The sequence below is a fragment of the Hyphomonas sp. genome (assembly GCF_016125515.1).
In the GTDB taxonomy this organism is placed as follows: Bacteria; Pseudomonadota; Alphaproteobacteria; order Caulobacterales; family Hyphomonadaceae; genus Hyphomonas.
In genome coordinates this window covers 184,369-207,465 of record NZ_WGLO01000002.1, presented here as the reverse complement: position 1 = coordinate 207,465, position 23,097 = coordinate 184,369, and the positions used below count along the sequence as shown (strand labels likewise).

General features: G+C 64.6%; 20 protein-coding genes. 12 read left to right on the top strand and 8 right to left on the bottom strand.

Features of this window, described 5'->3' with window-relative positions:
* Positions 1 to 72: 72 nt before the first annotated feature.
* From GC148_RS03075 to GC148_RS03060, 4 genes are read left to right on the top strand one after another with little or no spacing between them, the layout of a single operon-like run.
* A complete protein-coding gene (locus tag GC148_RS03075) occupies positions 73 to 1,233 on the top strand; it encodes an acyl-CoA dehydrogenase family protein (protein WP_291068583.1) in 1,161 nt (386 codons plus the stop codon).
* Complete coding sequence (locus GC148_RS03070) at positions 1,233 to 2,468, top strand: serine hydrolase domain-containing protein (RefSeq protein WP_291068581.1); 1,236 nt, start codon at positions 1,233 to 1,235, stop codon at positions 2,466 to 2,468. Before GC148_RS03075 ends, GC148_RS03070 begins: the two co-directional genes overlap by 1 nt.
* Complete coding sequence (locus GC148_RS03065) at positions 2,465 to 2,722, top strand: DUF3253 domain-containing protein (RefSeq protein WP_291068579.1); 258 nt, start codon at positions 2,465 to 2,467, stop codon at positions 2,720 to 2,722. The genes GC148_RS03070 and GC148_RS03065 overlap by 4 nt, the downstream gene beginning before the upstream one ends.
* A gap of 26 nt (positions 2,723 to 2,748) precedes the next feature.
* Positions 2,749 to 3,120, top strand: a complete 372-nt coding sequence (locus GC148_RS03060) for a TfoX/Sxy family protein (RefSeq protein WP_291068577.1) — start codon at positions 2,749 to 2,751, stop codon at positions 3,118 to 3,120.
* Here the strand turns inward: GC148_RS03060 and GC148_RS03055 are convergent, their stop codons facing one another.
* Together GC148_RS03055 and GC148_RS03050 are read right to left on the bottom strand one after the other, a co-directional pair.
* A complete protein-coding gene (locus GC148_RS03055) occupies positions 3,121 to 3,609 on the bottom strand; it encodes a DUF3291 domain-containing protein (RefSeq protein WP_291068575.1) in 489 nt (162 codons plus the stop codon). It abuts the gene before it with no gap.
* A 95-nt stretch (positions 3,610 to 3,704) separates the two neighbouring features.
* Positions 3,705 to 4,505, bottom strand: a complete 801-nt coding sequence (locus tag GC148_RS03050) for an enoyl-CoA hydratase/isomerase (protein WP_291068574.1) — start codon at positions 4,503 to 4,505, stop codon at positions 3,705 to 3,707.
* Between the two features lie 171 nt (positions 4,506 to 4,676).
* Between GC148_RS03050 and GC148_RS03045 the strand changes: the two genes are divergently transcribed.
* Complete coding sequence (locus GC148_RS03045; protein WP_291068573.1) at positions 4,677 to 6,113, top strand: coniferyl aldehyde dehydrogenase; 1,437 nt, start codon at positions 4,677 to 4,679, stop codon at positions 6,111 to 6,113.
* A 105-nt stretch (positions 6,114 to 6,218) separates the two neighbouring features.
* On the opposite strand, the gene GC148_RS03040 is transcribed toward GC148_RS03045, so the two are convergent.
* Both GC148_RS03040 and GC148_RS03035 read right to left on the bottom strand, forming a co-directional pair.
* The gene (locus GC148_RS03040; RefSeq protein WP_291068571.1) at positions 6,219 to 6,605 is read right to left on the bottom strand and encodes a VOC family protein; all 387 of its coding nucleotides are present in this window, start codon (positions 6,603 to 6,605) and stop codon (positions 6,219 to 6,221) included.
* Between the two features lie 109 nt (positions 6,606 to 6,714).
* The gene (locus GC148_RS03035; RefSeq protein ID WP_291068569.1) at positions 6,715 to 8,337 is read right to left on the bottom strand and encodes a DEAD/DEAH box helicase; all 1,623 of its coding nucleotides are present in this window, start codon (positions 8,335 to 8,337) and stop codon (positions 6,715 to 6,717) included.
* 280 nt (positions 8,338 to 8,617) lie between these two features.
* On the opposite strand from GC148_RS03035, the gene GC148_RS03030 reads away from it, so the two are divergent.
* Positions 8,618 to 10,090 carry an SUMF1/EgtB/PvdO family nonheme iron enzyme gene (locus tag GC148_RS03030; protein WP_291068567.1) on the top strand — a complete coding sequence of 491 codons (1,473 nt, stop codon included), beginning with the start codon at positions 8,618 to 8,620 and terminating at the stop codon, positions 10,088 to 10,090.
* Here GC148_RS03030 and GC148_RS03025 read toward each other — a convergent pair.
* Both GC148_RS03025 and GC148_RS03020 read right to left on the bottom strand, forming a co-directional pair.
* The gene (locus GC148_RS03025; RefSeq protein WP_291068565.1) at positions 10,087 to 10,761 is read right to left on the bottom strand and encodes a hypothetical protein; all 675 of its coding nucleotides are present in this window, start codon (positions 10,759 to 10,761) and stop codon (positions 10,087 to 10,089) included. The two genes, GC148_RS03030 and GC148_RS03025, sit on opposite strands and share 4 nt — an antisense overlap.
* A 44-nt stretch (positions 10,762 to 10,805) precedes the next feature.
* Entirely contained in the window at positions 10,806 to 11,414 is a 609-nt protein-coding gene (locus GC148_RS03020; RefSeq protein WP_291068564.1) for a superoxide dismutase, read from the bottom strand.
* A 67-nt stretch (positions 11,415 to 11,481) separates the two neighbouring features.
* On the opposite strand from GC148_RS03020, the gene GC148_RS03015 reads away from it, so the two are divergent.
* Entirely contained in the window at positions 11,482 to 12,132 is a 651-nt protein-coding gene (locus GC148_RS03015; RefSeq protein WP_291068562.1) for a squalene/phytoene synthase family protein, read from the top strand.
* Positions 12,133 to 12,291: 159 nt separating this feature from the next.
* Here the strand turns inward: GC148_RS03015 and trmFO are convergent, their stop codons facing one another.
* A complete protein-coding gene (gene trmFO, locus GC148_RS03010; protein ID WP_291068561.1) occupies positions 12,292 to 13,695 on the bottom strand; it encodes a methylenetetrahydrofolate--tRNA-(uracil(54)-C(5))-methyltransferase (FADH(2)-oxidizing) TrmFO in 1,404 nt (467 codons plus the stop codon).
* A gap of 81 nt (positions 13,696 to 13,776) precedes the next feature.
* Here trmFO and GC148_RS03005 point away from each other — a divergent pair, with 81 nt between their 5' ends.
* A complete protein-coding gene (locus GC148_RS03005) occupies positions 13,777 to 14,580 on the top strand; it encodes a hypothetical protein (RefSeq protein WP_291068559.1) in 804 nt (267 codons plus the stop codon).
* A gap of 49 nt (positions 14,581 to 14,629) precedes the next feature.
* Positions 14,630 to 15,598: a hypothetical protein gene (locus GC148_RS03000; protein WP_291068556.1), complete on the top strand. Its 969-nt coding sequence runs from the start codon at positions 14,630 to 14,632 to the stop codon at positions 15,596 to 15,598.
* Here the strand turns inward: GC148_RS03000 and uvrA are convergent, their stop codons facing one another.
* A complete protein-coding gene (uvrA, locus tag GC148_RS02995; RefSeq protein ID WP_291068554.1) occupies positions 15,599 to 18,571 on the bottom strand; it encodes an excinuclease ABC subunit UvrA in 2,973 nt (990 codons plus the stop codon).
* A 227-nt stretch (positions 18,572 to 18,798) separates the two neighbouring features.
* On the opposite strand from uvrA, the gene ssb reads away from it, so the two are divergent.
* The 3 genes from ssb to gyrA all read left to right on the top strand — a co-directional run bounded on the left by ssb (position 18,799) and on the right by gyrA (position 23,075).
* The gene (gene ssb, locus GC148_RS02990) at positions 18,799 to 19,275 is read left to right on the top strand and encodes a single-stranded DNA-binding protein (protein ID WP_291068552.1); all 477 of its coding nucleotides are present in this window, start codon (positions 18,799 to 18,801) and stop codon (positions 19,273 to 19,275) included.
* 12 nt (positions 19,276 to 19,287) lie between these two features.
* A complete protein-coding gene (gene blaOXA / locus GC148_RS02985; RefSeq protein WP_291068550.1) occupies positions 19,288 to 20,139 on the top strand; it encodes an OXA-1090 family carbapenem-hydrolyzing class D beta-lactamase in 852 nt (283 codons plus the stop codon).
* Between the two features lie 146 nt (positions 20,140 to 20,285).
* The gene (gene gyrA / locus GC148_RS02980) at positions 20,286 to 23,075 is read left to right on the top strand and encodes a DNA gyrase subunit A (RefSeq protein WP_291068549.1); all 2,790 of its coding nucleotides are present in this window, start codon (positions 20,286 to 20,288) and stop codon (positions 23,073 to 23,075) included.
* The last annotated feature ends 22 nt before the right edge of the window (positions 23,076 to 23,097 follow it).

Below are 23,097 nucleotides of genomic sequence, written 5' to 3'. Positions count from 1 at the left end.
ACGGCCCCCTTCGACAAGCGTGCCGTTGCGGCATAAAGTGCGCCGGAAAAACAACCCCGGGAGACGAAACCCATGGCCTTTGACGCCGAAACCCGCGCCGCCCTGATCGAACAGGTGCGCCGCTTCGTGACCGAAACCTGCGTGCCGGTCGAGGCCCAGGTGGGTGACGAAGACGCTGTGCCCCAGCATGTGGTCGACGAGATGAAGGCGCTCGGATTGTTCGGCATCGCGGTGCCCGAAGAGTTCGGCGGGCTGGATCTCGACATGGAAACCGAATGCCTCGTCGCTATGGAACTTGGCAAGACCTCGCCGGCTTTCCGGTCGGTCGCCGGCACCAATATCGGCATCGGCAGCCAGGCGCTGATCCTGTTCGGCACACCCGCCCAGAAGGCCAAATGGCTGCCGGGTGTTGCCTCGGGTGACCTGATCGCCAGCTTTGCGCTGACCGAGCCGGAAGCCGGCTCCGATGCCGCGGGACTCAAGACCCGCGCCACGCGCGACGGCGACCATTACATCCTCAACGGCACCAAGCGCTACATCACCAACGCCAACAAGGCCGACCTGTTCACCGTTATGGCCCGGACCAATCCGGACGAGCCGGGGGCCAGGGGCGTCTCGGCCTTCATCGTCGAGCGCGACACGCCGGGCCTTTCCGTCGGCAAACCCGAGAAGAAAATGGGCCAGCAGGGTGCTCATATCTGCGACGTGATCTTCGAGAACGCGCGCGTGCCCGCCGAGAACCTGATCGCGAAGGAAGGCGAAGGCTTCAAGGTCGCCATGAGCGTGCTCGACAAGGGGCGCCTACATATCTCGGCTGTGGCCACCGGCGTGTCGAAACGCCTGATCCGCGAAATGGTGACCTACGCGCTGGAACGCAAACAGTTCGGCAAGCCGATCTTCGAGCACCAGATGATCCAGGCCATGATCGCTGACAGCCAGGCCGAAACCTATGCGGCGGAATGCATGATCCTGGACGCGGCCCGCCGCCGCGACGCAGGCGAAGACGTCACGATGCTGGCATCTTCCACGAAACTGTTCGCCACTGAAGCCTGCGGCCGCGTTGCGGACCGCGCCGTGCAGGTGTTCGGCGGCGCCGGCTACGTCTCCGATTACGGGATCGAGCGGTTCTACCGCGACGTCCGCATCTTCCGCCTCTACGAAGGCACCAGCCAGATCCAGCAGATCATCATCGCCCGCGAGCTCGCTCGCGCCGCCAAAGCAGGAACCCTCTGATGTTCGACCACGACCCCACAGACCCGCACGAAGTTGGCCTGAATGCAGACCGGCTCGCGGCCATCCCCGAGTTTTTCAAGAAGAACTATGTCGACACCGGCAAGCTGCCCTGCATGTCGACGCTGATTTCGCGCGGCGGCGAGATCGCGCATGAGAGCTTCGTCGGTGCCACCGAAATGGGCGGCAAGCAGCCCATCGGTCCGGAAACGATTTTCCGCATCTATTCGATGACCAAGCCGATCACGACGCTCGCCATCATGATGTTGTTCGAGGAAGGCAAGCTGCGCCTGGAACATCCGGTCAGTCGCTACATTCCGGAATACAAGGATGTGAAGGTCTGGGCTGGCGGCACCGCCGACAAGCCGAAACTAAAAGATCCGGACCGCGAGATGCAGATCATCGATCTCATCACGCATACATCGGGGCTGACTTACGGCTTCCTGATGCAGGATGAGACCGACGAGATCTACCGCAACGAAAAGGTTGGTCACCACAAGCAGACCCTTCAGGAGATGGCCCGCCAGATGGCCGGCCTGCCGCTGGCCTTCTCTCCGGGTACGGAATGGCGCTACAGCCACTCCATCGATACGCTTGGCGCCATCGTCGAGATCATCACCGGAATGGAGCTCGACCAGTTCTTCCGGGAACGTATCTTCGGCCCGCTCGGCATGAACGATACGGATTTCTGGGTGCCCGAAGACAAGGTGCACCGCCTGATGGCGTGCTACCAGAAGGACGCGAAGACGGGTGAGACGACGCTTGCCGATCCCGGCGGCGCCGCTTCGAAGCTCTATGCCAAACGCCCCATCCAGCTGAATGGCGGCGGCGGTCTCGCCTCCACCGTGCGCGACTATCACCGCTTTGCGCTGATGCTGCTGCGCGGCGGCACGCTCGACGGCGCGCGGATCATCAGCCCGAAGACCTGGGAGTTCATGCGCCAGAACCACCTGCCGGGCGACCAGACCATGCGCGGCATGGGCCGGTCGGCCTTCACCGAAGTGATGGCCGATGGCGTCGGCTTCGGAATTGGCGGTTCGGTCGTCACCGATATCGTCCAGACCCGCCAGCCCGGCAGCAACGGCACCTATAGCTGGGGCGGCCTCGCCTCGACCTTCTTCTGGATCGATCCTGAAGAAGAGCTGATCGCTGTGCAGGCCACCCAGCTGATGCCGTCTTCGACCTACCCGATGCGCCTGCAGTTGCAGCAGCTCGTCTACGCGGCGATCGACTGGTGAGCGAAGCGAAGGTCAATCCGGTCCGCGATACAATCGTCGCACTGACGACCGCGCGCGGTCCTGGCAAAACCATCGCGCCGGAAGACGCCGCCAAGGCTATCAGCCCGGAGTATTTCGTGCGTGTGCTGAAGGATGTGCGCGCCGAGGCGGTCCGCCTGCACAAGGCCGGAACGGTGCTGATCTACAGGAAAGGCAAACCGGTCAAGGATCCGGACACGTTCAAGGGGGTGTACCGGCTGGGGCTGCCCGCATGACGGCGCCAGGAGCCGGTTGACCGTGCATGGCAAAGGCGCCTGATCCCTTCCACGAATTCGTCATTGAGCTTTTCGCGCCGATGGGACCGGTCAGCATCCGGCGCATGTTCGGCGGCGCCGGCGTGTTCTGCGAGGGCCTGATGATCGCGCTGCTGTTCAGCGACACGATCTTCCTGAAGACCGACGCGGCCTTGCGCGCGCGTCTTGAGGCGGAAGGCAGCGAGCCCTTCCTCTGGACCAAGCCGAGCACCGGCGAGATCATCGATATGGGTTATGTCAGCCTGCCATCATCGGCGATGGACGATCCGGATGAAGCCAGCGATTGGGGCCGGCAGGCGCTTGCGGTCGCGCGGGCCGCGAAGGCCAGGGCAAAGCCCAAGGCCAAAAAGAAGAAATGATCAGGCCACGGCCGGCCGCTTCACCGGCTGGTCCAGCGAGAAGGCATAGTTCGAAGAGCCATGTGTGCGCAGGTGCTGCAGGCGCTGCCAGCCGTGCTCGAGCGTGACGCGCTCGCCGCGCGGCGCCCACCACATGACGAAGCCGGGGCCCTGGCTGCGGTCAATCTCGTTCGCCAGCCGGCGCATGCCGGGCGGATGCGTGCGGCCGGAATGGCTGAATGTTCTCAGGTCTTCGATAGACCGCCAGACAGCCAGCGTGGAAATGTCCGGCGCGCCCCATTCGGCGGGGTACGGGAAGGCATTGGTGAAATCCCGCCAGCTGCCGTCCGGGCAACGCAGGCCGTGATCATGGTGGATCAGGCCCTCGAAGCCATCGGCATCCTTGAAGATCCGCGGCAGCAGCGACACGAACACCTGAACGAATTCGTTGCCGAAATCGAACTTGCCGACAGGGCGCGCACAATTGAAATGCACCAGCCTGAAATCCATTGCACGCGTCCCGTGATCTCCGTCCGGGCAGAACCTAGCTTGAAATGGGTTTCGTAATCTTTAAGAGAAGGGATATTCCACAACCCTACCTTGGGTTACTTGCCTTTGAACTCGGCAGGCCGCTTCTGGAGGAAGGCCGCGACGCCTTCACGGAAGTCTTCCGTCCGCCCAGCTGCGCGCTGTGCCATGCGTTCGCCATGCAGGGCCGCGCCGAAATCGGCGTCGCAGGCGGTCCAGATCTGCTGTCGTGCCAACGACAGGGCCACGGTCGGTCCCGTCGCCAGTTTCACGGCGAGTTCCTTGGCGGTCTTCATCAGATCGGAATCGTCCACGACCCGGTTCACGAGACCCCATTCAAGCGCCGTTTCGGCCGGCAGTTTTTCACCCAGAAGTGCCATTTCCATGGCGCGAACCCGGCCGATCGTTCGGGCCAGGAGGTAGGTCGAGCCGCCATCCGGCACCAGGCCGATGCGGCGGAACGCCTGCAGGAAGTAAGCGCTCTTCGCCGCCACCACCAGATCGCCCATCAGGCCGATGGCGCAGCCGACCCCGGCCGCCGCGCCGTTGACAGCGGTGATCACCGGGTGCGGGTGGTTGCGGATGGAGGTGACCAGCGGATTGTAGAATGCGTCCAGCGCCTTGCCGGCATCGGGCACCGAGTCCGGGTGAGCGATCTGCGGGCCGGCGCCCATGCCGCCGAGGTTCGCGCCGGAACAGAAACCCCGGCCCTTGCCGGTCAGGATTGTGCAGCGTGCTTCGCCGGCTGCCACTTCGAAGGCGTGCAGCATCTCGATGGCCGTATCGACCCCGCAGGCGTTCAGCGTCTTGTCATCATCGAAGGCAATGATCGCAATGTCGCCGTCGCGCTCGTAGGAAATCTTCTCGTACTTGGCCATCCGGCAGTCTCCCATGTCTCTGTTGGCGGTTGAAATAACCCGGTTGCCGGGCCCCGTGAACGCCTCACGCTGGGGCAAGCCTTTGCGGTATCCCTTGGCGAAAACGCTGAACGCGCGCTACACTGTTTACTGCACGACATATCCAACCGCTCAAATTCGGGAGACTCAGCGATGGCACTCGATGGCACCACGGACACCGGCCTGCGCGCCTTGCTTGAACGCCAGAAGGCCGCTCATCTGCGCGACGGCATTCCGTCGCTCGCCAAGCGGAACGAATGGCTGGACAAGTCGATCGACCTGCTCGCCACGCACGGTGACGCCTTCAACGACGCGATGTGCCAGGATTTCGGCCATCGCTCCAAGGACCAGTCGAACCTCACCGACATCGCCGGCTCCATCGGTGCGCTGAAATTCGCCAAGGCCAACCTCGCCAAATGGATGCGCCCCGAAAAGCGCAAGGTGGAATTCCCGCTCGGTCTGCTCGGCTCCAAGGCCGAACTGCAATACCAGCCCAAGGGCGTGATCGGTGTCCTGTCGCCGTGGAACTTCCCGGTCAACCTGACGTTCACACCGCTCGCGGGCATCTTCGCCGCCGGCAACCGCTGCATGATCAAGCCGTCCGAATTCACCGAGGCGACCTCGGCGCTGATGAAGGAGCTGATCGCGAAATACTACACGCCGGAAGAATGCGTCGTCGTCACCGGCGGTCCCGAAGTGGGCGCCGAGTTCACGCGCCTGCCGCTCGACCATATCCTCTTCACTGGCGCCACCTCGATTGCCTACCATGTGATGCGCGCCGCCGCTGAAAACCTGGTGCCGCTGACCCTGGAGCTCGGCGGTAAGTCGCCGGTCGTCCTCGGCCGCTCGGCTGACCTGCAGAAAGCCGCCAGCCGCATCATGGCTGGCAAGACGCTGAACGCCGGCCAGATCTGTCTCGCGCCAGACTATGCGTTCGTGCCGAAAGAGAAGACGCAGGAATTCGTGAATGCCGCCACGCGCGCGGTCGAAACGATGTTCCCCACCGGCCTGAAGGAAAACGACGACTACACGTCGATCATCAACCAGCGCCACTTCGACCGCATCAACGGCTATCTCGAAGATGCCCGCGCCAAGGGCGCCCAGGTGATCGAAATCAATCCGAAGGGCGAGAACTTTTCCCAGCAGCCGCACCACAAGATTGCCCCGCATATCGTCATCGACCCGACCGACGACATGAAGGTGATGCAGGACGAAATCTTCGGCCCCATCCTTCCGGTCAAATCCTATGGCGATGCCAAGGACGCCGTGGCCTACATCAACGCGCATCCGCGCCCGCTCGGCCTGTATTATTTCGGCAATGATGCGTCCGAGAAAGACTTCGTCCTGAACAACACCACGTCCGGCGGTGTGACCGTGAACGACGTGATCTTCCACGTCGCCCAGGAAGACCTGCCGTTCGGCGGGGTCGGCCCGTCGGGTATGGGCGCCTATCACGGCCGCGACGGTTTCCTGGAGTTCAGCCACAAGAAGGCGATCTATACCCAGACGAACAACGAGATCCTCGCGATGATGCGTCCGCCTTATGGCGACAAGTTCCGCGCGCAGGTCAAAGGCCGTTTGAAAGCGTAGTCGACCGTCCGGGGCCGGCCCATCTCCGCCGAGGCGGGGATCGCTTGCGCGTCCCGTACCCGTGAGGGGCCCCTCCCCCGGGGGAGTGGGCCCTCATTTTTTTGATCAGTCCCCCGAAGGGGGCTCCCAGAGTTCGATCGGATTGCCTTCGGGGTCATGGATGCGCGCGAAGCGTCCGGTCTCCGGCGCGTCCCATTCGGCCCGTGTCTCGATGTCGATGCCCGACGCGCGCAGGGACGAGAGCAGGGCGTCCAGACCGCTCACGCGCAGGTTCAGCATGAAGGATTTCCCGGCCGGCCAATAATCCGTGTCCGCCTTGAACGGCGCAAACACCACCGGTCCGGCCTGCACCTGCCACATCCACTCGCCCTCGGTCTTCGTGCCCGAACCATCATGTCCGGCTCCGACCCCGAGCCGGCGGTCATACCAGTCCGAAAGCGCTTTGGGATCTGCGGCGCGGAAGAACACGCCTCCAATTCCAAGTACGGGCATGGACAGCCTCCTCTCCATTGAAGCTCCAAAGCTTCAATGGATTGGTGCGTGCGTCAATCGGCACTGGAAATTCAGTTGGTCAGTGACAGGGGCGCAGGGCGGGGAAACGTCAGCGTTTCTTCAGGAAGGACGGGATTTCGTTGCCGAAGCCGCGCACCTTGTCCGGGGCGGGTTCGAGGATCAGGTCGTCATCCTTGCGCTTGTAGTCGCGGCTCGGGCGTTCGCGCTTGTCGCTGGTGCGATCCGTGCGTTCGGTCCGCTCCACGCGTTCGGCGCGGGGCTGTTCGCTGCGCTCGGCGCGCGGCTGGTCGCCGCGTTCACGGCGCTTGTCAGGGCGAGGGCCCCGCTCCCGCTTCGGCTTGTCCTCGCGAACCACCGGCGCTTCGGCCACATGCTCCGTTACCGGAGCCGTCTCAGCCGGCGCGGTTTCAGCAGCGGCCATCACCGGTTCCAGTTCGCTGCGCTCGCGGCGGCGCGGACCCCGGTCACGGCTTTCGCTGCGATCGCCGCGTCCACGCGGGCCACGGTCACGTCCGCCCTTGCGGTCGTTGCGGTCGCGCTTTTCTTCCGGCGGCAGGTTGGCCAGTTCCTCCAGCAGGCCTTCGGGCATGAATTCCTTCACGTCCTGCTTGATCATCTTCAGCACGAAGCCCCAGGACTTCTCGTCGCCGGGCGAGACCAGCGTGAAGCTTTCGCCCTTGCGGCCTGCACGGCCGGTGCGGCCGATGCGGTGGATATAGTCTTCATCCTTGGGCGGAGGACCGAAGTTGAACACGTGGCCGACATCTGGAATGTCGAGGCCACGCGCGGCAACGTCCGAGGCGACGAGCAGTTTCAGCGATCCGTCGCGGAAGCGTTGCAGCGTTTCCGTGCGCACCGATTGCGGCAGGTCGCCATGGATCGGCGCGGCATCATGGCCGTGCTTGCTCAGCGAGGCTGCCACGATGTCCACTTCGACCTTGCGGTTGCAAAATACGATGCCGTTCTTCACATCATTGGCTTCGATCACGCGGCGCAGCGCCGTGCGGCGAGCCTTGCCATCGTTCGTGGGCAGATGAACCACATGCTGGGTGATCGTCTGGGCCGCATCCGTCGGGCGCGTCACTTCGATCTTCTTGGGATCTTTCTGGAACGTCTTGGCCAGGCGCTGGATATCGGTCGGGAAGGTTGCCGAGAACAGCAGCGTCTGGCGGGTCGCCGGCAGCTTCGAGCAGATCTTCTCGATGTCGGGAATGAAGCCCATGTCCAGCATCCGGTCGGCTTCGTCGATGATCAGCGTCTCGACGCCCATCATCAGCAGCTTGCCGCGATCGAACTGGTCCATCAGGCGGCCCGGCGTCGCGATCAGAACATCGACGCCGCGTTGCAGCAGCACTTCCTGTTCCTTGAAGCTCACGCCGCCGATCAGCAGCGCCATTGTGAGCTTGAGGTATTTGCCGTACTTCTCGAAATTCTCGGCGACCTGCGCAGCCAGTTCGCGCGTCGGGCAGAGGATCAGGCAGCGTGGCATGCGGGCGCGGGCCCGGCCAGTCGACAGGCGCTGGATCATCGGCAGCACGAAGGCGGCGGTCTTGCCGGTGCCGGTCTGCGCAATTCCGGTCACGTCGCCACCCATCAGGATGTGCGGAATGGCTTCGCGCTGGATGGGGGTGGGGACGGTGTAGCCGGCTTCGAGCACGGCTTTGAGGATGTTCTCGGCAAGGCCGAAATCAGCGAAGGTTGTCTCAGTCAAGGGTAGTGTCTCCGGGATGTCTGGTTGATTGGCCCTGGCCGCCCGAATTGGCAGCGCGCGTCCTGCGTCTTCCGATCCCCATGACCAGAAGGCTGCAGCCGGGCGAATCCCATGCCCGGAACATTGAGCCGCCCCTTACTGCATTTTTACGGGCACGTACAGCCCGGGTCTCAGGCAGCCTCCTAGATTCGGCCGAACCTGCAGGCGCTGGGGGCTTGCGCGGGACCCGAAATTGGCGCTTCTAGTGCCACCGGTTGGGATCGGGATGACCGGGGGACGCATGTCAGACGTATTTGTATCGTACAACCGGGAAGACCTGAAAACGGCCCAGACCATCGTGGACGGGCTGATCGCTGAAGGGTTCAATGTCTGGATGGACATGAACCTGCAGGCTGGCGAAAACTATGACGAGATCACCGAAGACCACTTGCACAAGGCCCGCGCCGTGGTCGTGCTCTGGTCCAGCCGTTCGGTGAAGTCGCGCTGGGTGCGCGCCGAGGCCACCATCGGGGCACGCAAGAACACCCTCGTTCCCTTGATGATCGAGCCCTGCGACCGGCCGGTCATGTTCGAACTGATCCAGACGACCGATCTGTCGGGCTGGAACGGCGACCGCGAGGATCCCGCCTGGCTGGCCTTCATCGAAGTCATCAAGAAGCGCCTCGCCGCAACGCCCTTGCCCTCCACCGGCAGCGAAAGCCGTGGCGGCGGCCCGGCGGCGGCCAAGGCCCAGAAGCGCGCCAAGGCGCCCAAACCGGCCAAAAAGAAGAAGGAGAAGCGCTCCGGCGGCGGCCTGCTCACCGCAGTCGGCCTCACCTTCATCTTCGGCATGGTCAGCGCTGCGGGCATCTACATCCTGCGCCCGGATCTCGTCGCCCCGGTGCTCACCAAGCTCTCCGAGATCGCCGCCTCCAATTCTGCCGAGGCCTCGCCGGGCGCTGGTGCAACGCTGACCGCCGCAGCCGTCGAGCCTGCTGCCGCCGAGCCCGTGATCGCGCCCGAGCCTGAGCCCGAACCCGCCCTCGAACAGGCGCCCGCCGAGACCGCGCCCGTCACTTTCCGCGAATGCGACATGTGCCCGGACATGATCAACGTCACCGGCGGCACCTTCCTGATGGGCGCGCCGGATGAGGAACTCGCCCGCAACGCCTGGGAAGGCCCCCAGCGCAAGGTCGCGATGGCCCCGTTCGCCATCAGTGCCACCGAAGTCACGTTCGACCAGTGGGATGCCTGCGTCGCCGATGGCGGCTGCGGCGGCTACTCCCCGCCCGCCGGCACGCATGGCCGCGGCAACCAGCCGGTCACGAAAGTCTCGTGGAAAGACGCGCAGGCCTACACCGCCTGGCTGACCAGGAAGACCGGCCGCGCCTACCGCCTGCCGACCGAAGCCGAATGGGAATACACCGCCCGCGCCGGCACCACGACGCCCTTCTGGTGGGGGCCCCTGTTCGAGGCCGACAAGGCCGCCACCGGCTCCGACCCGGTGAACGTCGACACGCTGCCCGCCAACGCCATCGGCCTGCGCGGCGTCAGCGGCAACCTGCGCGAATGGGTGCAGGATTGCTACGTCAACACCTTCGCCAACGCGCCGCTCGATGGCCGCTCGGTCGAGGTCGCGGCCTGCAAGCTGCGCGTCCTGCGGGGTGGGTCGTACAAGTCCACACCGGCTGAGCTGCGCGTCGCCGCCCGTGCCCGCAACGACGCCGCCGTGCGCGACAATCTCACCGGCTTCCGCGTTGCCGCCCAGCCCTAGGGCTGCAGGCTGCGATAGTTCAGGATGTCCTGGTGCAATTCCTCCAGCACGCGCTTGGAGCGGCCCCAGTCCGACGACTGACCCTCGAACACGACCGCGCTCGTCACCAGCGTGCCTTCCGGCTTGCGCTCCACGGTCAGGGTCAGCTTGCCTTTCCAGGTTGTCAGGCTCGACGGGATCTCCGCCTGAACGACGCACCCGTCCGTGCCTTCCTGCACCGCGACCAGGGTCTGGCTCCGGCTCGCCAGCGAGCACAGGATGGCCGCCAGCACGCGCCCGTAGGGCGTCGCATAGCCATTCTTCGCGTCCTTGCCGGTCTTCACGCCCATCTTGGCGTAGATCGGCGTGGCGATCTCGGCGATCAGCTTCATGGAAACCCCGCCCGCGCCAGCGGCGTTCAAGACGGGTTGCGCGAGCTTGAGGAATTCTTCGGCCGACATGCCGGCCTTCGTCGCCTTCGACGCCTCGGCGATCAGTGCCTTTACTTCCGGGTGGCCCAGCACGACGCGGTAGTTCGTCGTCTCGCGCCAGTCTTCGAGCGGCCCGGCCGGCGCCGCTTCGATCGGGGCCGAACCTGTTGACGCCGCAACAGCGCCCTCAAGGCGTGCGCCGCATCCGGCGCAGAACTTGTGTTCAGGAGCGGCCTGGGCGCCGCATTGCGTACAGAACATCCGGGGTCTCCCCTCTCCGACTCGGAGAGGGGACCCTAGCGGAATCAGGCGCCCGCGTCAGCGAGGTTCTGGTTGGCGAAGTCCCAGTTCACCAGGCTCGACAGGAAGGTGTCGATATAGTCCGGCCGGCGGTTCTGGTAGTCGAGATAGTAGGCGTGTTCCCACACATCCATGGTCAGCAGCGGCGTCGTGCCGGCGTCGGTCAGCGGGGTTTCGGCGTTCGGCGTCTTGGTGATCGCCAGCTTGCCGCCCTTGTAGACCAGCCAAGCCCAGCCCGAGCCGAACTGCGTCGCGCCAGCGGCCTTGAACTCCTTTACGAAATTGTCATAGCCGCCGAGGTCGCGGTCGATCAGCTCGGCCACCTTGCCATGCGGCTTGCCGCCGCCGCCGGGCTTCATCGAGTGCCAGTAAAACGTGTGGTTCCACACCTGGGCGGAGTTGTTGAACACGCCGGCCTTGGCCTTGTCGGCCGCGGAATCCTTGATCACGTCTTCCAGCGACGCGTTCTCGAGCGGCGTATCCTTGAGAAGGCCGTTGAGGTTCGTCACATAGGCCTGATGGTGCTTGCCATAGTGGAAGTTCAGCGTCTCTTCGGAGATGTGCGGTGCCAGGGCCGAACGGGCGTAGGGCAGGTCGGGCAGGGTGAAGGCCATGCGGAAAGGTCCTTTCTTGCGGTTTTGATGTCTTTCGCTTCGCAGCGGTTTCGCACATATGGGGTCCATGTCAAACGAGACCAGACCCCTGACCAAGACTCCTTGGGCCGAGATCGACAAGCGTGTGCGCCGGGTCGATGAGGATCGCTGGATTTCCAGCCGCTTTGCCCCAGCCTCCCAGCGCCGCGCGCTGACTGCGCTCTATGCGCTGAACTACGAACTGGTGCGCGTGCAGGAAGTCGTCAGCGAGGAAACCCTCGGCCTGATCCGGTTCCAATGGTGGCGCGAGGCGATCAACGAGATCGAGACGACCGGCAACCCGCGCGGCCATGACGTCTGCCTGGCAATTGCCGAAGAGGTGGCCGCTGGCCGCCTGAAGACCGGCGCCCTGCAGAAACTGGTCGATGGCTACCAGACCGCCTTCGTGGAGCAGGACCGAAGCAAGGAGCCTGAAGCCTGGATCGCCCTGACGGCCGCCAACATCCTGATCCCGGTGCACAACTGGGCCGAGGAGATCCGCGGCGTCTCAGCCGCCTATGCCGCCGTCCGCCGCAAGGCCGGCCACGCCTTCGGCCCGCACGTTACGCCCGCCCCCAAACCCTTGCGCCCGGCCGTCGCCCATTTCCGCCTGCGCAAACTCTACTGCGAAGGCCGCTCGCCCAACCCGGTCGCCAAACGCTTCTCCATCATGAAAGCCATGAACACCGGCGAGGTGTAAGCCTTCCTGCACAACGCCCACCTCACCTCTGCCGCCAATCCCTGATTTCACCTCTGCCGCTCATCCCGGCGAACACCTGCGCCAGGATGAGTTGAAGCCGAAAACGCGTGAAACCCATCAACCGGAAAGCCAAAAGCTGCGTCCGGACGCCTGCGCAGCCTACTCCGCCGCAACGGCGACTTCGCCTGCCAGCCATAGGTCAAAATCCTTCAGGGCACGGATCGCCTGCGTCATCTTCTTGGCGCGGCCCTTGTCCTTGCCGCGCAGGCGTTTGCCGCCTTCGCCGGTGCGCGCAAAGTCCTCGATGTCCGGGAAGAGGCCGAAATTCACGTTCATCGGCTGGAAGGTCTGGCCGTCGGCGAGGTGCCCGCCGGTGATGTGGTTGACCAGAGCGCCCATCGCGGTTGTCGGCGGCGGCGGCTCCAGCGTCTTGCCGAGGCGTTCAGCGGCGGCAAGCCGTCCCGCCAGAAGGCCCATCGCGGCGCTCTCGACATAGCCCTCCACGCCCGTCACCTGGCCGGCAAAGCGCAGGCGCGGCATCGTCTTCATGCGCAGCTGCCGGTCCAGCAGCTTCGGCGAGTTGAGGAACGTGTTGCGGTGGATGCCGCCGAGGCGCGCGAACTCGGCCTTCTCGAGGCCGGGGATCATCCGGAAAATCTCCGTCTGCGCCCCATATTTGAGCTTGGTCTGGAAGCCGACCATGTTCCACAGCGTGCCTAGCGCATTGTCCTGGCGCAGCTGCACGATGGCGTGCGCCTTGACCGTCGGATTGTGCGGGTTGGTCAGGCCGACCGGTTTCATCGGGCCCCAGCGCAGGGTCTCGCGCCCCCGCTCCGCCATCACTTCGATCGGCAGGCAGCCCTCGAAATAGGGCGTGTTCTTTTCCCAGTCCTTGAACTCGGTTTTCGGTGCAGCCAGCAGGGCGTCGAGGAAGCGGCTATACTCTTCCTCCGTCATCGGACAATTGATGTAGGCGGCCGTGTCGCCGCCGGGGCCTGCCTTGTCATAGCGGCTCTGGCGCCAGGCCTTGGACATGTCGATCGTGTCGAAATAGACGATCGGCGCAATGGCATCGAAGAAGGCAAGGTCCGTCTCGCCCGTATGGGCGCGCACCGCCTCGGCGAGGTTGATCGAGGTCAGCGGGCCGGTCGCCACGATCACCGAGTCCCAGTCCTCGGGCGGCAGGCCGGCGATCTCCTCGCGCACGATGGTGACCAGCGGGTGGGCCTCGAGCTTGGCGGTGACGGCCTCGGCGAACCCTTCGCGGTCCACCGCCAGCGCGCTGCCGGCCGGCACCTGATGGTCCTTCGCGGTGGTGATGATGAGGCCGTTCGCGCGGCGCATCTCTTCATGCAGCACGCCGACCGCATTGGTCGTGTGATCGTCCGAGCGGAAGGAGTTCGAGCAGACGAGCTCAGCCAGCCGGTCGGTCTGGTGCGCCTCGGTGCCGCGTGTGCCGCGCATCTCGTGCAGGATGACGGGGACGCCAGCCTGCGCGATCTGCCAGGCAGCTTCGGAGCCGGCCATGCCGCCGCCGATGATATGAATGGGTTTCAAGGTCATGGCCGGGACATGGGGCCGAGGGGCCGGGCGCGTCAAGATGGCGATTGCCCCCGCGGCAGCGGCGCCTTACCTGTCGGGCGCATGACGGTACACATCTCAGCCCGCAACCTGGTCCTCGAAGGCTGGCAGCACGGCGCCCGGGCGCTGGGCCCCAACCTGCGCTGGCTGGGCCTGCTCGTGCTGGCCGGCGCCGCCTACAGCGCCAGCCTGCATATCGGCGGCAACATCGCCGCGCCCTTTGCCATGGCGGTGCTCACCTTCGCGGCGGGGCTGCAATTCTCCCGCGGGCTATACGTCAGTCTGATCGGGCGGCGCCCGGGCGGCCTGCTACAGCTCGCGCATGCCAATCTCGCGGTCTATCTCGCCTTCCTGTTCATCGGTTTCTTCGTGGCCTTCTTCCTGATGATCCTGCCGGGCATCCTGATCGAGGCGCGCGGCACGTACACGCTGGACCAGGACGCGCCGCCCGAGCTGGTGCAGCGCGCCTTGCTGGACATGATGCCCTCAGCTTATGGCGCGTTCTATCTTCTGGTGGCGGGCGTGGGCCTCTGGATCGTCAGCTTCTTCGCGCTGCGCCTCACGCTCTACGGCGCGGCGACGGTCGACCAGGGCAAGGCGCTCGTCTTCCAGACCTTCCCCTGGACGCGCAACCATCTGCAGAAGCTGACCCTTGCCGCGCTGGCCACGCATGTCGCACCCTTCGCGGCGGGGCTGGCGGCGAATGTGGCGCTGCGGCCGCTGCTGCCGGACTCGGTTGTCGGGTATGCCTTGCAGGGCGCGGCCGGCATCGTGTTGTTCACGCCCTTCCTGGTCGCGGGGCACGGCATGGCCGCCGCCGCCTATCGCCGCCTGAAGCCGCCGCCGGCTCCGCCCCCCGTTGATTAAGGCCGCGCAACCCGGTTAGACTCTGCGCTTCGGCTATGGAGGGCGCAGGATGATCCGGGGTTTCACCTTCGAGCGCGCCTTGAGCTGGCCGTTCACCGCCGCCCATGCGGCGACCTTTCCCTGGATCTTCGCGGCGGCCTATGCACTCGTCCTGATCCTTGTGTACGGCGTCATCGGTCTTCTGGCGGCGGATGATTTCGTCAACTGGTTCTCGGCGCTGGAAGCGGCCGATGCCAGCAATGATCCGGACGAACAGATGGCGCTTGCCTTCGGCGGGTTCGCGCGCCTCCTGCCTTGGAGCCTGCTCGGCGGCCTCGCCTCATGGATCATCTGGGCGATGTTCGAGACCGCCTCGCAGCGGCGCTACATCCGGGACGAGAAGTTCTCGCTCGGCTTCGGCGCCGATGAAGCGCGGATGATGGTGGTGGGCCTGTTGTGGTTCCTCATGGGGCTGGTGGTCATCGGCCTGCCGCTGGCGCTGGTCATGGGCGCCACCTTCTACCAGCTGCTCACTGATCCCATCGGCTTCGAAGCCAACGCCAACAGCCAGCAGGTTGCCCTGCAGGTTTTCGGAAGCTTCCTCGCGCTGCTCTTCGTGTTCCCGGTCTATGTCTTCCTCGCCACCCGGCTGGCGCCCAGTTTCGGACTGACCGTGCAGGCGAAACGGATCCGTTTCTTCGATGCGTGGAATGTGTCGCGCGGTCGGTTCTGGCCGATCCTCGGCGCCTTCGTCATCCTCGCCGTTGCGGGCAACATCATCGGACAGGTTCTGTCCGGCATCATGCAGGCGATCATGGTGCCGGTCCTGACGAACCTGGCGGACGCGCCGGACGGCGACGATCTGCGCACCATTGTCTTCTCGCCGCAATTCTTCGTTCCGATGAGCCTCTACGTCTTTGGAATCCTGTTCCTGCAGGGACTGATCCAGCACGTCATTGGCGGGCCTGCCGCCTTCGCCGTGCGGCATGATCCGCGCGGCGGCGTGGAGGAACAGGCGCGGATCGGCGCCTTCGACTGATCACTTCGCGCCGGCGCCGGCTTTCGTTTTGCGGGCGGCCTTCTTCGGCTTTTCGTTCGCCGGCGGAACGGCCTTGGCTGCAGACTTGTCGCGCTTGTTGCGCTGGGCCCGGCGCTCGTCCTGACGGCGGAAGGTTTCGGCGAGGAAGCGGCCGGTATGGCTCTGCCTGTTCGCCGCAATGTCTTCAGGCGTCCCGAAGGCCACCATCTGGCCGCCGCCGTCCCCGCCTTCGGGGCCGAGATCGAGCACCCAGTCCGCCGTTTTCACGACATCGAGGTTGTGTTCGATCACGACCACCGTGTTGCCCGCATCGACCAGTTCATGGAGCACTTCGAGCAACTTCTTCACATCGTCGAAGTGAAGGCCGGTGGTCGGCTCGTCAAGGATGTACAGTGTACGGCCGGTCGCGCGCTTGGAAAGTTCCTTGGCGAGCTTCACGCGTTGGGCTTCGCCGCCCGAGAGCGTCGTCGCCTGCTGGCCGACTTTCACATAGCCAAGGCCGACCTGATTCAGCGTGTCGAGCTTGGAGGCGATGGCGGGAACGGCCGCGAAGAATTTCGCGCCGTCTTCCACCGTCATGTCGAGCACGTCGGCAATCGACTTGCCCTTGAAGAGCACTTCCAGCGTCTCGCGGTTGTAGCGCTTGCCCTTGCAGGTCTCGCAGGTGACGTAGACGTCCGGCAGGAAGTGCATCTCGATCTTGATGACGCCGTCGCCCTGACAGGCCTCGCAGCGCCCGCCCTTGACGTTGAAGCTGAACCGGCCCGGCGCGTAGCCGCGGGCTTTGGCTTCCGGCAAGCCGGCATACCAGTCGCGGATCGGGCCGAAGGCGCCGGTATAGGTGGCGGGGTTCGAGCGCGGCGTGCGGCCAATCGGCGACTGGTCGATATCGATGACCTTGTCGAGATGCTGCAGGCCTTCGAGGCTTTCATACGGCGCGGGCGAGTCCGAGGCGCCGTTGAGCTTGCGCGCGAGTGCCTTGTACAGCGTTTCGATGATCAGGGTGGACTTGCCGCCGCCGGAGACGCCGGTGATGCAGGTAAAGGTGCCGAGCGGGATCGAGGCGGTGACGTTCTTCAGGTTGTTGCCGGTCGCGCCTTTCAGCACGAGGCTGCGTGAGCCCTTAGTGACCGGGCGGCGTTTCGGTATCGCGATCTCGCGCGTGCCGTTCAGATAATCCGCCGTCAGACTTTTCGGGTTCTTGAGGATCTCGGCCGGGGTGCCTTGCGCGATGATCTTGCCGCCATGGACACCTGCGGCGGGGCCCATGTCGATCACATGGTCTGCGGTGAGGATCGCGTCCTCGTCATGCTCGACGACGATGACCGAGTTGCCGAGATCGCGCAGGCGCTTCAGCGTTTCGAGCAGGCGTTCATTGTCGCGCTGGTGTAGGCCGATGGACGGCTCGTCGAGCACGTAGAGCACGCCGGTGAGGCCGGAGCCGATCTGCGAGGCGAGACGGATGCGCTGGCTCTCGCCGCCGGACAGCGTGCCGGAGGCGCGGCCGAGCGAGAGATAATCGAGGCCGACATCGTTGAGGAAGATCAGGCGGTCGTTGATCTCCTTCAGGATGCGCGCGGCGATTTCCTTCTGCTGCTTCGTCAGCGTCTTGGCGACGCCGCCGAACCAGTCGCCGGCTTTGCGGATGGAGAACTCGCCGGCCTGCGAGATGTCGAGACCGGCAATCTTCACGGCAAGGGCTTGCGGCTTCAGGCGCTTGCCGCCGCAGGCCGGGCATGGCGCGGCGGACTGGAAGCGCGCAATCTCCTCACGCACCCAGGCGGAGTCCGTTTCGCGGTAGCGCCTGTCGAGATTCGGTATGACGCCTTCGAACGTCTTCTTCGTCTTGTAGCTGCGCATGCCGTCATCATAGATGAACTGCACCTCCTCATCGCCGGTGCCGAAAAGGATGATGTCCTGAATGGTTTCCAGCAGCTTGTTCCAGGGCTTTGTCAGGTCGAACTTGTAGTGCGCGGCAAGCGCCTGCAGCGTCTGCGTCTGGTAGGGCGAGGTCGACTTCGCCCAGGGCGCAATGGCGCCGTCGAGCAGGCCAAGATCCTTGTCTGGAACAACCAGCGCGACGTCGATCTTGAGCTGTTCGCCAAGTCCGTCGCAGGACGGGCACGCGCCGAACGGGTTATTGAACGAGAACAGCCGCGGCTCGATCTCGGGGATCGAGAAGCCCGAGACCGGGCAAGCAAAGTTTGCGCTGAACGTGATCCGCTTCGGCTCGGTCTCGCCGGGCGCAAGGTCGGCATATTCGGCGATGGCAATGCCCTGGGCGAGCGAAAGCGCGGTCTCGAAGCTTTCGGCGAGGCGCTGTTCCATGCCAGCCTTGACCACGATCCGGTCGACCACGACGTCGATGTCGTGCTTGAACTTCTTGTCGAGCTTCGGCGCGTCTTCCAGTTCGTGGAACTCGCCATTGACCTTGACGCGCTGGTAGCCGTTCTTCAGCAGATCGGCGAACTCCTTGCGGAACTCCCCTTTCCGTCCACGGACGATGGGGGCCAGCAGGTAAAGCCGCGTGCCGTCTTCCAGTTCCATCGTGCGGTCGACCATCTGGCTGACGGTCTGGCTTTCGATGGGCAGGCCTGTGGCCGGCGAATAAGGCACGCCAACGCGGGCCCAGAGAAGGCGCATGTAGTCGTAGATTTCCGTGACCGTGCCGACCGTGGAGCGCGGGTTGCGGCTGGTCGTTTTCTGCTCGATCGAGATCGCGGGCGAGAGGCCTTCGATGGATTCCACGTCCGGCTTCTGCATCAGTTCGAGGAACTGGCGGGCATAGGCCGACAGCGATTCGACATAGCGGCGCTGGCCCTCCGCATAGATCGTGTCGAAGGCGAGCGAGGATTTGCCCGAACCCGACAGGCCGGTCATCACCACAAGCTCACCGCGCGGAATGTCCACATCGATATTCTTGAGATTGTGTTCCTTGGCGCCGCGCACGCGAATGAAGGGGGATTCGGCCATGGGAAGTTCGAGGCTCGCTGGGAGGAGTGGACTGGGAAGGAGTGCTAGGCGCTATGTGTGGCGCGAGTCCAGATTGACGACAAGAACAAAATATGAACATGTGCTTGCAGCTGCTTTTCAGGGCAACTGAAAGCGCCAGTGGAATTCATCGCCTCCGAGGCGACATGGCAACGGCAAAAGCGTACAAGCGTTCGAATCGATAGCGAAACAGAAAGACGGAGGTCCTCATGGCGGGCTCAGTGAACAAGGTGATCCTGGTGGGTAATCTGGGGGCGGACCCGGAAGTGCGCCAGTTCCAGAATGGCGGGCAGGTGTGCAACCTGCGGATCGCGACCTCCGAGACCTGGCGCGACAAGGCGACGGGCGAGCGCAAGGAAAGGACCGAGTGGCACGCTGTAGCGATCTTCTCGGAAGGCCTGATCAAGGTGGCGCAGAGCTACCTGAAGAAGGGCTCCAAGGTGTATCTCGAAGGCAAGCTGCAGACCCGCAAGTGGCAGGACAAGGACGGCAATGACCGCTACACGACCGAGGTCGTGCTGCAGGGCTTTGACGCCACTCTGGTGATGCTCGACGGGCGCGGCGAAGGCGGCGGCGCGGGCGCACGTGGCGGCGATGCGGGCTATTCCGGCGGCGGCGCGAGCCGTCAGATGAGCGGCCCGAAAGAAAGCTTCAGCCAGGATCTCGACGACGAGATCCCCTTCTGACGGAGGGCGAAGATGCCGGGATTCCGGCGTAGCCTGTTGCCGGGGCTGCTGTGCCTGGCCTTTGGACCGGCGGCTTGTGTGTCGCCCACCCCCGCGGCTTTGCCCCCGCTCAATCCGCTGGAAGAGGCGCTGGCGGCCGAAGGGGTGGACCTCGCGGCGGCCGCCTTCGTGGTTTACCGGATCGAGGACGAAAAGACCTGGATGAGCGGCGGCGACCGCGTGTTCGAGCGGTTCACACCCGCCTCGACCTCGAAGATCCCGCACACCTTGCTCGCGCTGGAGACTGGTGCGGTCAGCGGGCCGGACGAGGTGTTCGTCTGGGACGGCACGAAGCGCTGGATTGATGGCTGGAACGAGACACAGGACTTTGCCACGGCTTTCCAACGCTCGACGGTCTGGATCTACCAGATCGTGGTGCCGCGTATCGGCGCTGAGCGGCTGAAGGCGGGCCTCGACTTGTTCGACTATGGCAATGCCGAGATCGGCGGGCCCGAACAGATCACGCGCTACTGGCTGGAAGGCCCGCTGGCGATCTCGGCGGCAGAACAGGCGGCCTTCCTGTCGCGGCTGGCGCGGCGCACCCTGCCGCTGTCGGCGCGCACCTATGAGCTGGCCGTGCCCATGATGGAGGCGGGCCGGGGCGAAGGCTGGGTGATGTATGCCAAATCGGGCTGGAAATCGGTGCCGGGCGAGACGGACCTCGGCTGGTATGCCGGCTGGATCGAGCAGACGGGCGGCCCCGCGCCGGGGACCTATATATTCGTGCTGAACATGGACATGGACGGCACGATGCAAGACGCCAACCGCCGCAGGCCGGCGGTGCGGCGCGGCCTGGAGATGATCGGCGCGCTGCCACCCGGCTGAACGGCCCGAACGACCTGTGATCGCTGCGAAAAAGCCAGTTTTCGGGGTGGCTCCGGGGCGCGCCGGCTGCTAGTAAAAAGGTCACAAAACTGGCGATTCGAGCGCGACGTGCGCCGGCGCCGCTGACCCTCGCGAGAAGGCCTTCCATGAGCGACCCAACCCTGCCTCCGGACGAGCCGGAAACCCCGGAAAATGCCGGCGGTCCGCCCCGCCCCGTAGACGGTATCGAGCCGATCTTCATCGAGACAGAGATGAAGTCCTCCTACCTCGATTACGCGATGAGCGTGATCGTCAGCCGGGCGCTGCCGGATGTGCGCGACGGGCTGAAGCCGGTGCACCGGCGCATCCTCTACGCGATGAACGAAGGCGGCAACACGCCTGACAAGCCATACAAGAAATCCGCCAACATCGTCGGCGCCGTGATGGGTAACTACCACCCGCACGGTGACAGCGCGATCTATGACGCGCTGGTGCGCATGGCGCAGCCGTTTTCGATGGGCGTGATGCTGGTGGACGGCCAGGGCAACTTCGGCTCGATCGACAACGATCCGCCGGCCGCCATGCGTTACACCGAAAGCCGGATGTCGAAGCCGGCCACCTACCTGCTGGCCGACCTCGACAAGGACACGGTCGATTTCCAGCCTAACTATGACGGCCAGCAGAAAGAACCGATCGTCCTGCCGGCGCAGTTCCCGAACCTGCTGGTCAATGGCGGCAGCGGTATCGCCGTCGGCATGGCGACCAACATTCCGCCGCACAATCTGGGCGAGATCATCGACGCGACACTGGCGCTGATCGACAATCCCCTGATCGAGGAAGATGCGCTGTGCGACATCGTTCCGGGGCCGGACTTCCCGACCGGCGGCCTGATCATGGGCATGTCCGGCAGCCGCAAGGCACTGCTGACGGGGCGCGGCAGCGTGATCGTCCGTGCCAAGACGGAAATCGAGACGGCAAAAAACAACCGCGAAGCCATCATCGTGACGGAAATTCCGTACCAGGTGAACAAGGCCGCGATGATCACGAAGATCGCCGAACTCGTCCGTGAAAAGAAGATCGAAGGCATCTCCGACCTGCGCGACGAATCCGACCGTAACGGGATCCGGGTGGTCATCGAGCTGAAGAAGGATGCGAGCGCCGATGTGGTGCTGAACCAGCTCTACCGGTTCAGCCAGATGCAGAATTCCTTTGCGGTCAACATGCTGGCGCTGAATGGCGGTCGGCCCGAGCTGATGAACCTGCGCAAGGTGCTCGAATACTTCATCGCCTTCCGCGAGGAGGTCGTGGTCCGGCGCACCAAGCACGAGCTGGGCAAGGCTCGCGACCGGGCGCACGTCTTGGTCGGCCTGGCGCTGGCCGTGGCCAACATCGACGAGATCATCCGCATCATCCGCAATTCGCCCGATCCGGCGACGGCGCGCGAGCGCTTGCTGGAAAAAGCCTGGCCACAGCAGGACATGGGCCCGCTGATCGACCTGATCGCCGACCGGCGTACGCGGCGCGGCCCCGATGACGGCACGATCTACCTGTCCGACGAACAGGCCCGCGCGATCCTGAACCTTCCGCTGCATCGCTTGACCGGCCTCGGCCGAGACGAGATCGGCAACGAGGCCCGTGCGCTAGCCGAGAAGATTGCGGACTATCTGGACATCCTGCGCTCGCGTCCGCGCATTCTAGAGATCATCCGCGGTGAGCTGAACGAGGTGAAATCCAAGTTCGCTGTTCCGCGCCGGTCTGCCTTCACCGAAGGCGGTGTCGACATGGACGATGAGGACCTTATCGAGGTCGAGGACATGGTCGTCACGGTCACGCATGGCGGCTATGTGAAGCGCACGCCGCTCGCGGCCTATCGCACGCAGAACCGCGGTGGCAAGGGCCGGTCCGGCATGGCGATGAAGGACGAGGATTTCATCGTCCGCGTGTTCACGGCGACGACGCATACGGAGATTCTGTTCTTCTCGTCGGCTGGCCTCGTCTACAAGGAGAAGGTGTGGCGCCTGCCCGTCGGCGGGCCGACCTCGCGCGGCAAGGCGCTGGTCAACATCTTCCCGCTGGCGCCCGATGAACGCATCGAAAGCGTGCTGCCGCTGCCCGACAGCGAAGAGGCGACTGAACATCTCGACGTGATGTTCGCGACCCGCTCCGGCAACGTGCGCCGCAACAAGCTGGCGGACTTCATCCGCGTGAACCGCGCAGGCAAGATCGCCATGAAGCTCGATCCGGGCGACGGCATCGTCTCGGTGCAGGTCTGTTCCGACAAGGAAGACGTGATGCTGACCACCGCGCTCGGCCAGTGCATCCGCTTCGAGGTGACCGATGTGCGCGTGTTCGCCGGCCGCGACTCAACCGGTGTGCGGGGTATCCGACTCGGTGAGGGCGATGAGGTGATCTCGATGGCCATCCTGCGCCATCTGGACGTCACGTCTGAAGAGGCCCGCGCTTACATCAAGCATGCAGCCGCCATGCGCCGTGCGGCGACCGGGGAGGAAGAGGAAATCTCGGACGACGACGAGGAGCCCGTGGGCGAAGCCGCGCTGTCGCCGGAGCGGATTGCCGAGATGGGCGCCGCCGAGGAATTCATCTTCACGGTGGCCGATGACGGCATGGGCAAACGCTCGTCCGCGTATGACTACCGCGTCACCGGACGCGGTGGCAAAGGCCTGGTGGCCCAGAACATCTGGGGCCGCGACAAGAAGACCGGGCCGGTCAAGCGCGTGGCGCAATCCTTCCCCGTTGGCGAGGGCGATGAGGTGATGCTGGTGACCGATGGCGGCCAGCTGATCCGCACGCCGGTGGACCAGATCCGCATCGCCGGGCGCTCTACGGGCGGCGTCTGGGTGCTACGCACGAGTGACGGTGAACGGGTTGTTTCGGTCGCGCGACTTGTCGAAGACAACGAAGCCGGTATGGATAAGCCGGAGGACGGGCAGGGCTGATTTTGCCCCAGCCAGCCGCTTT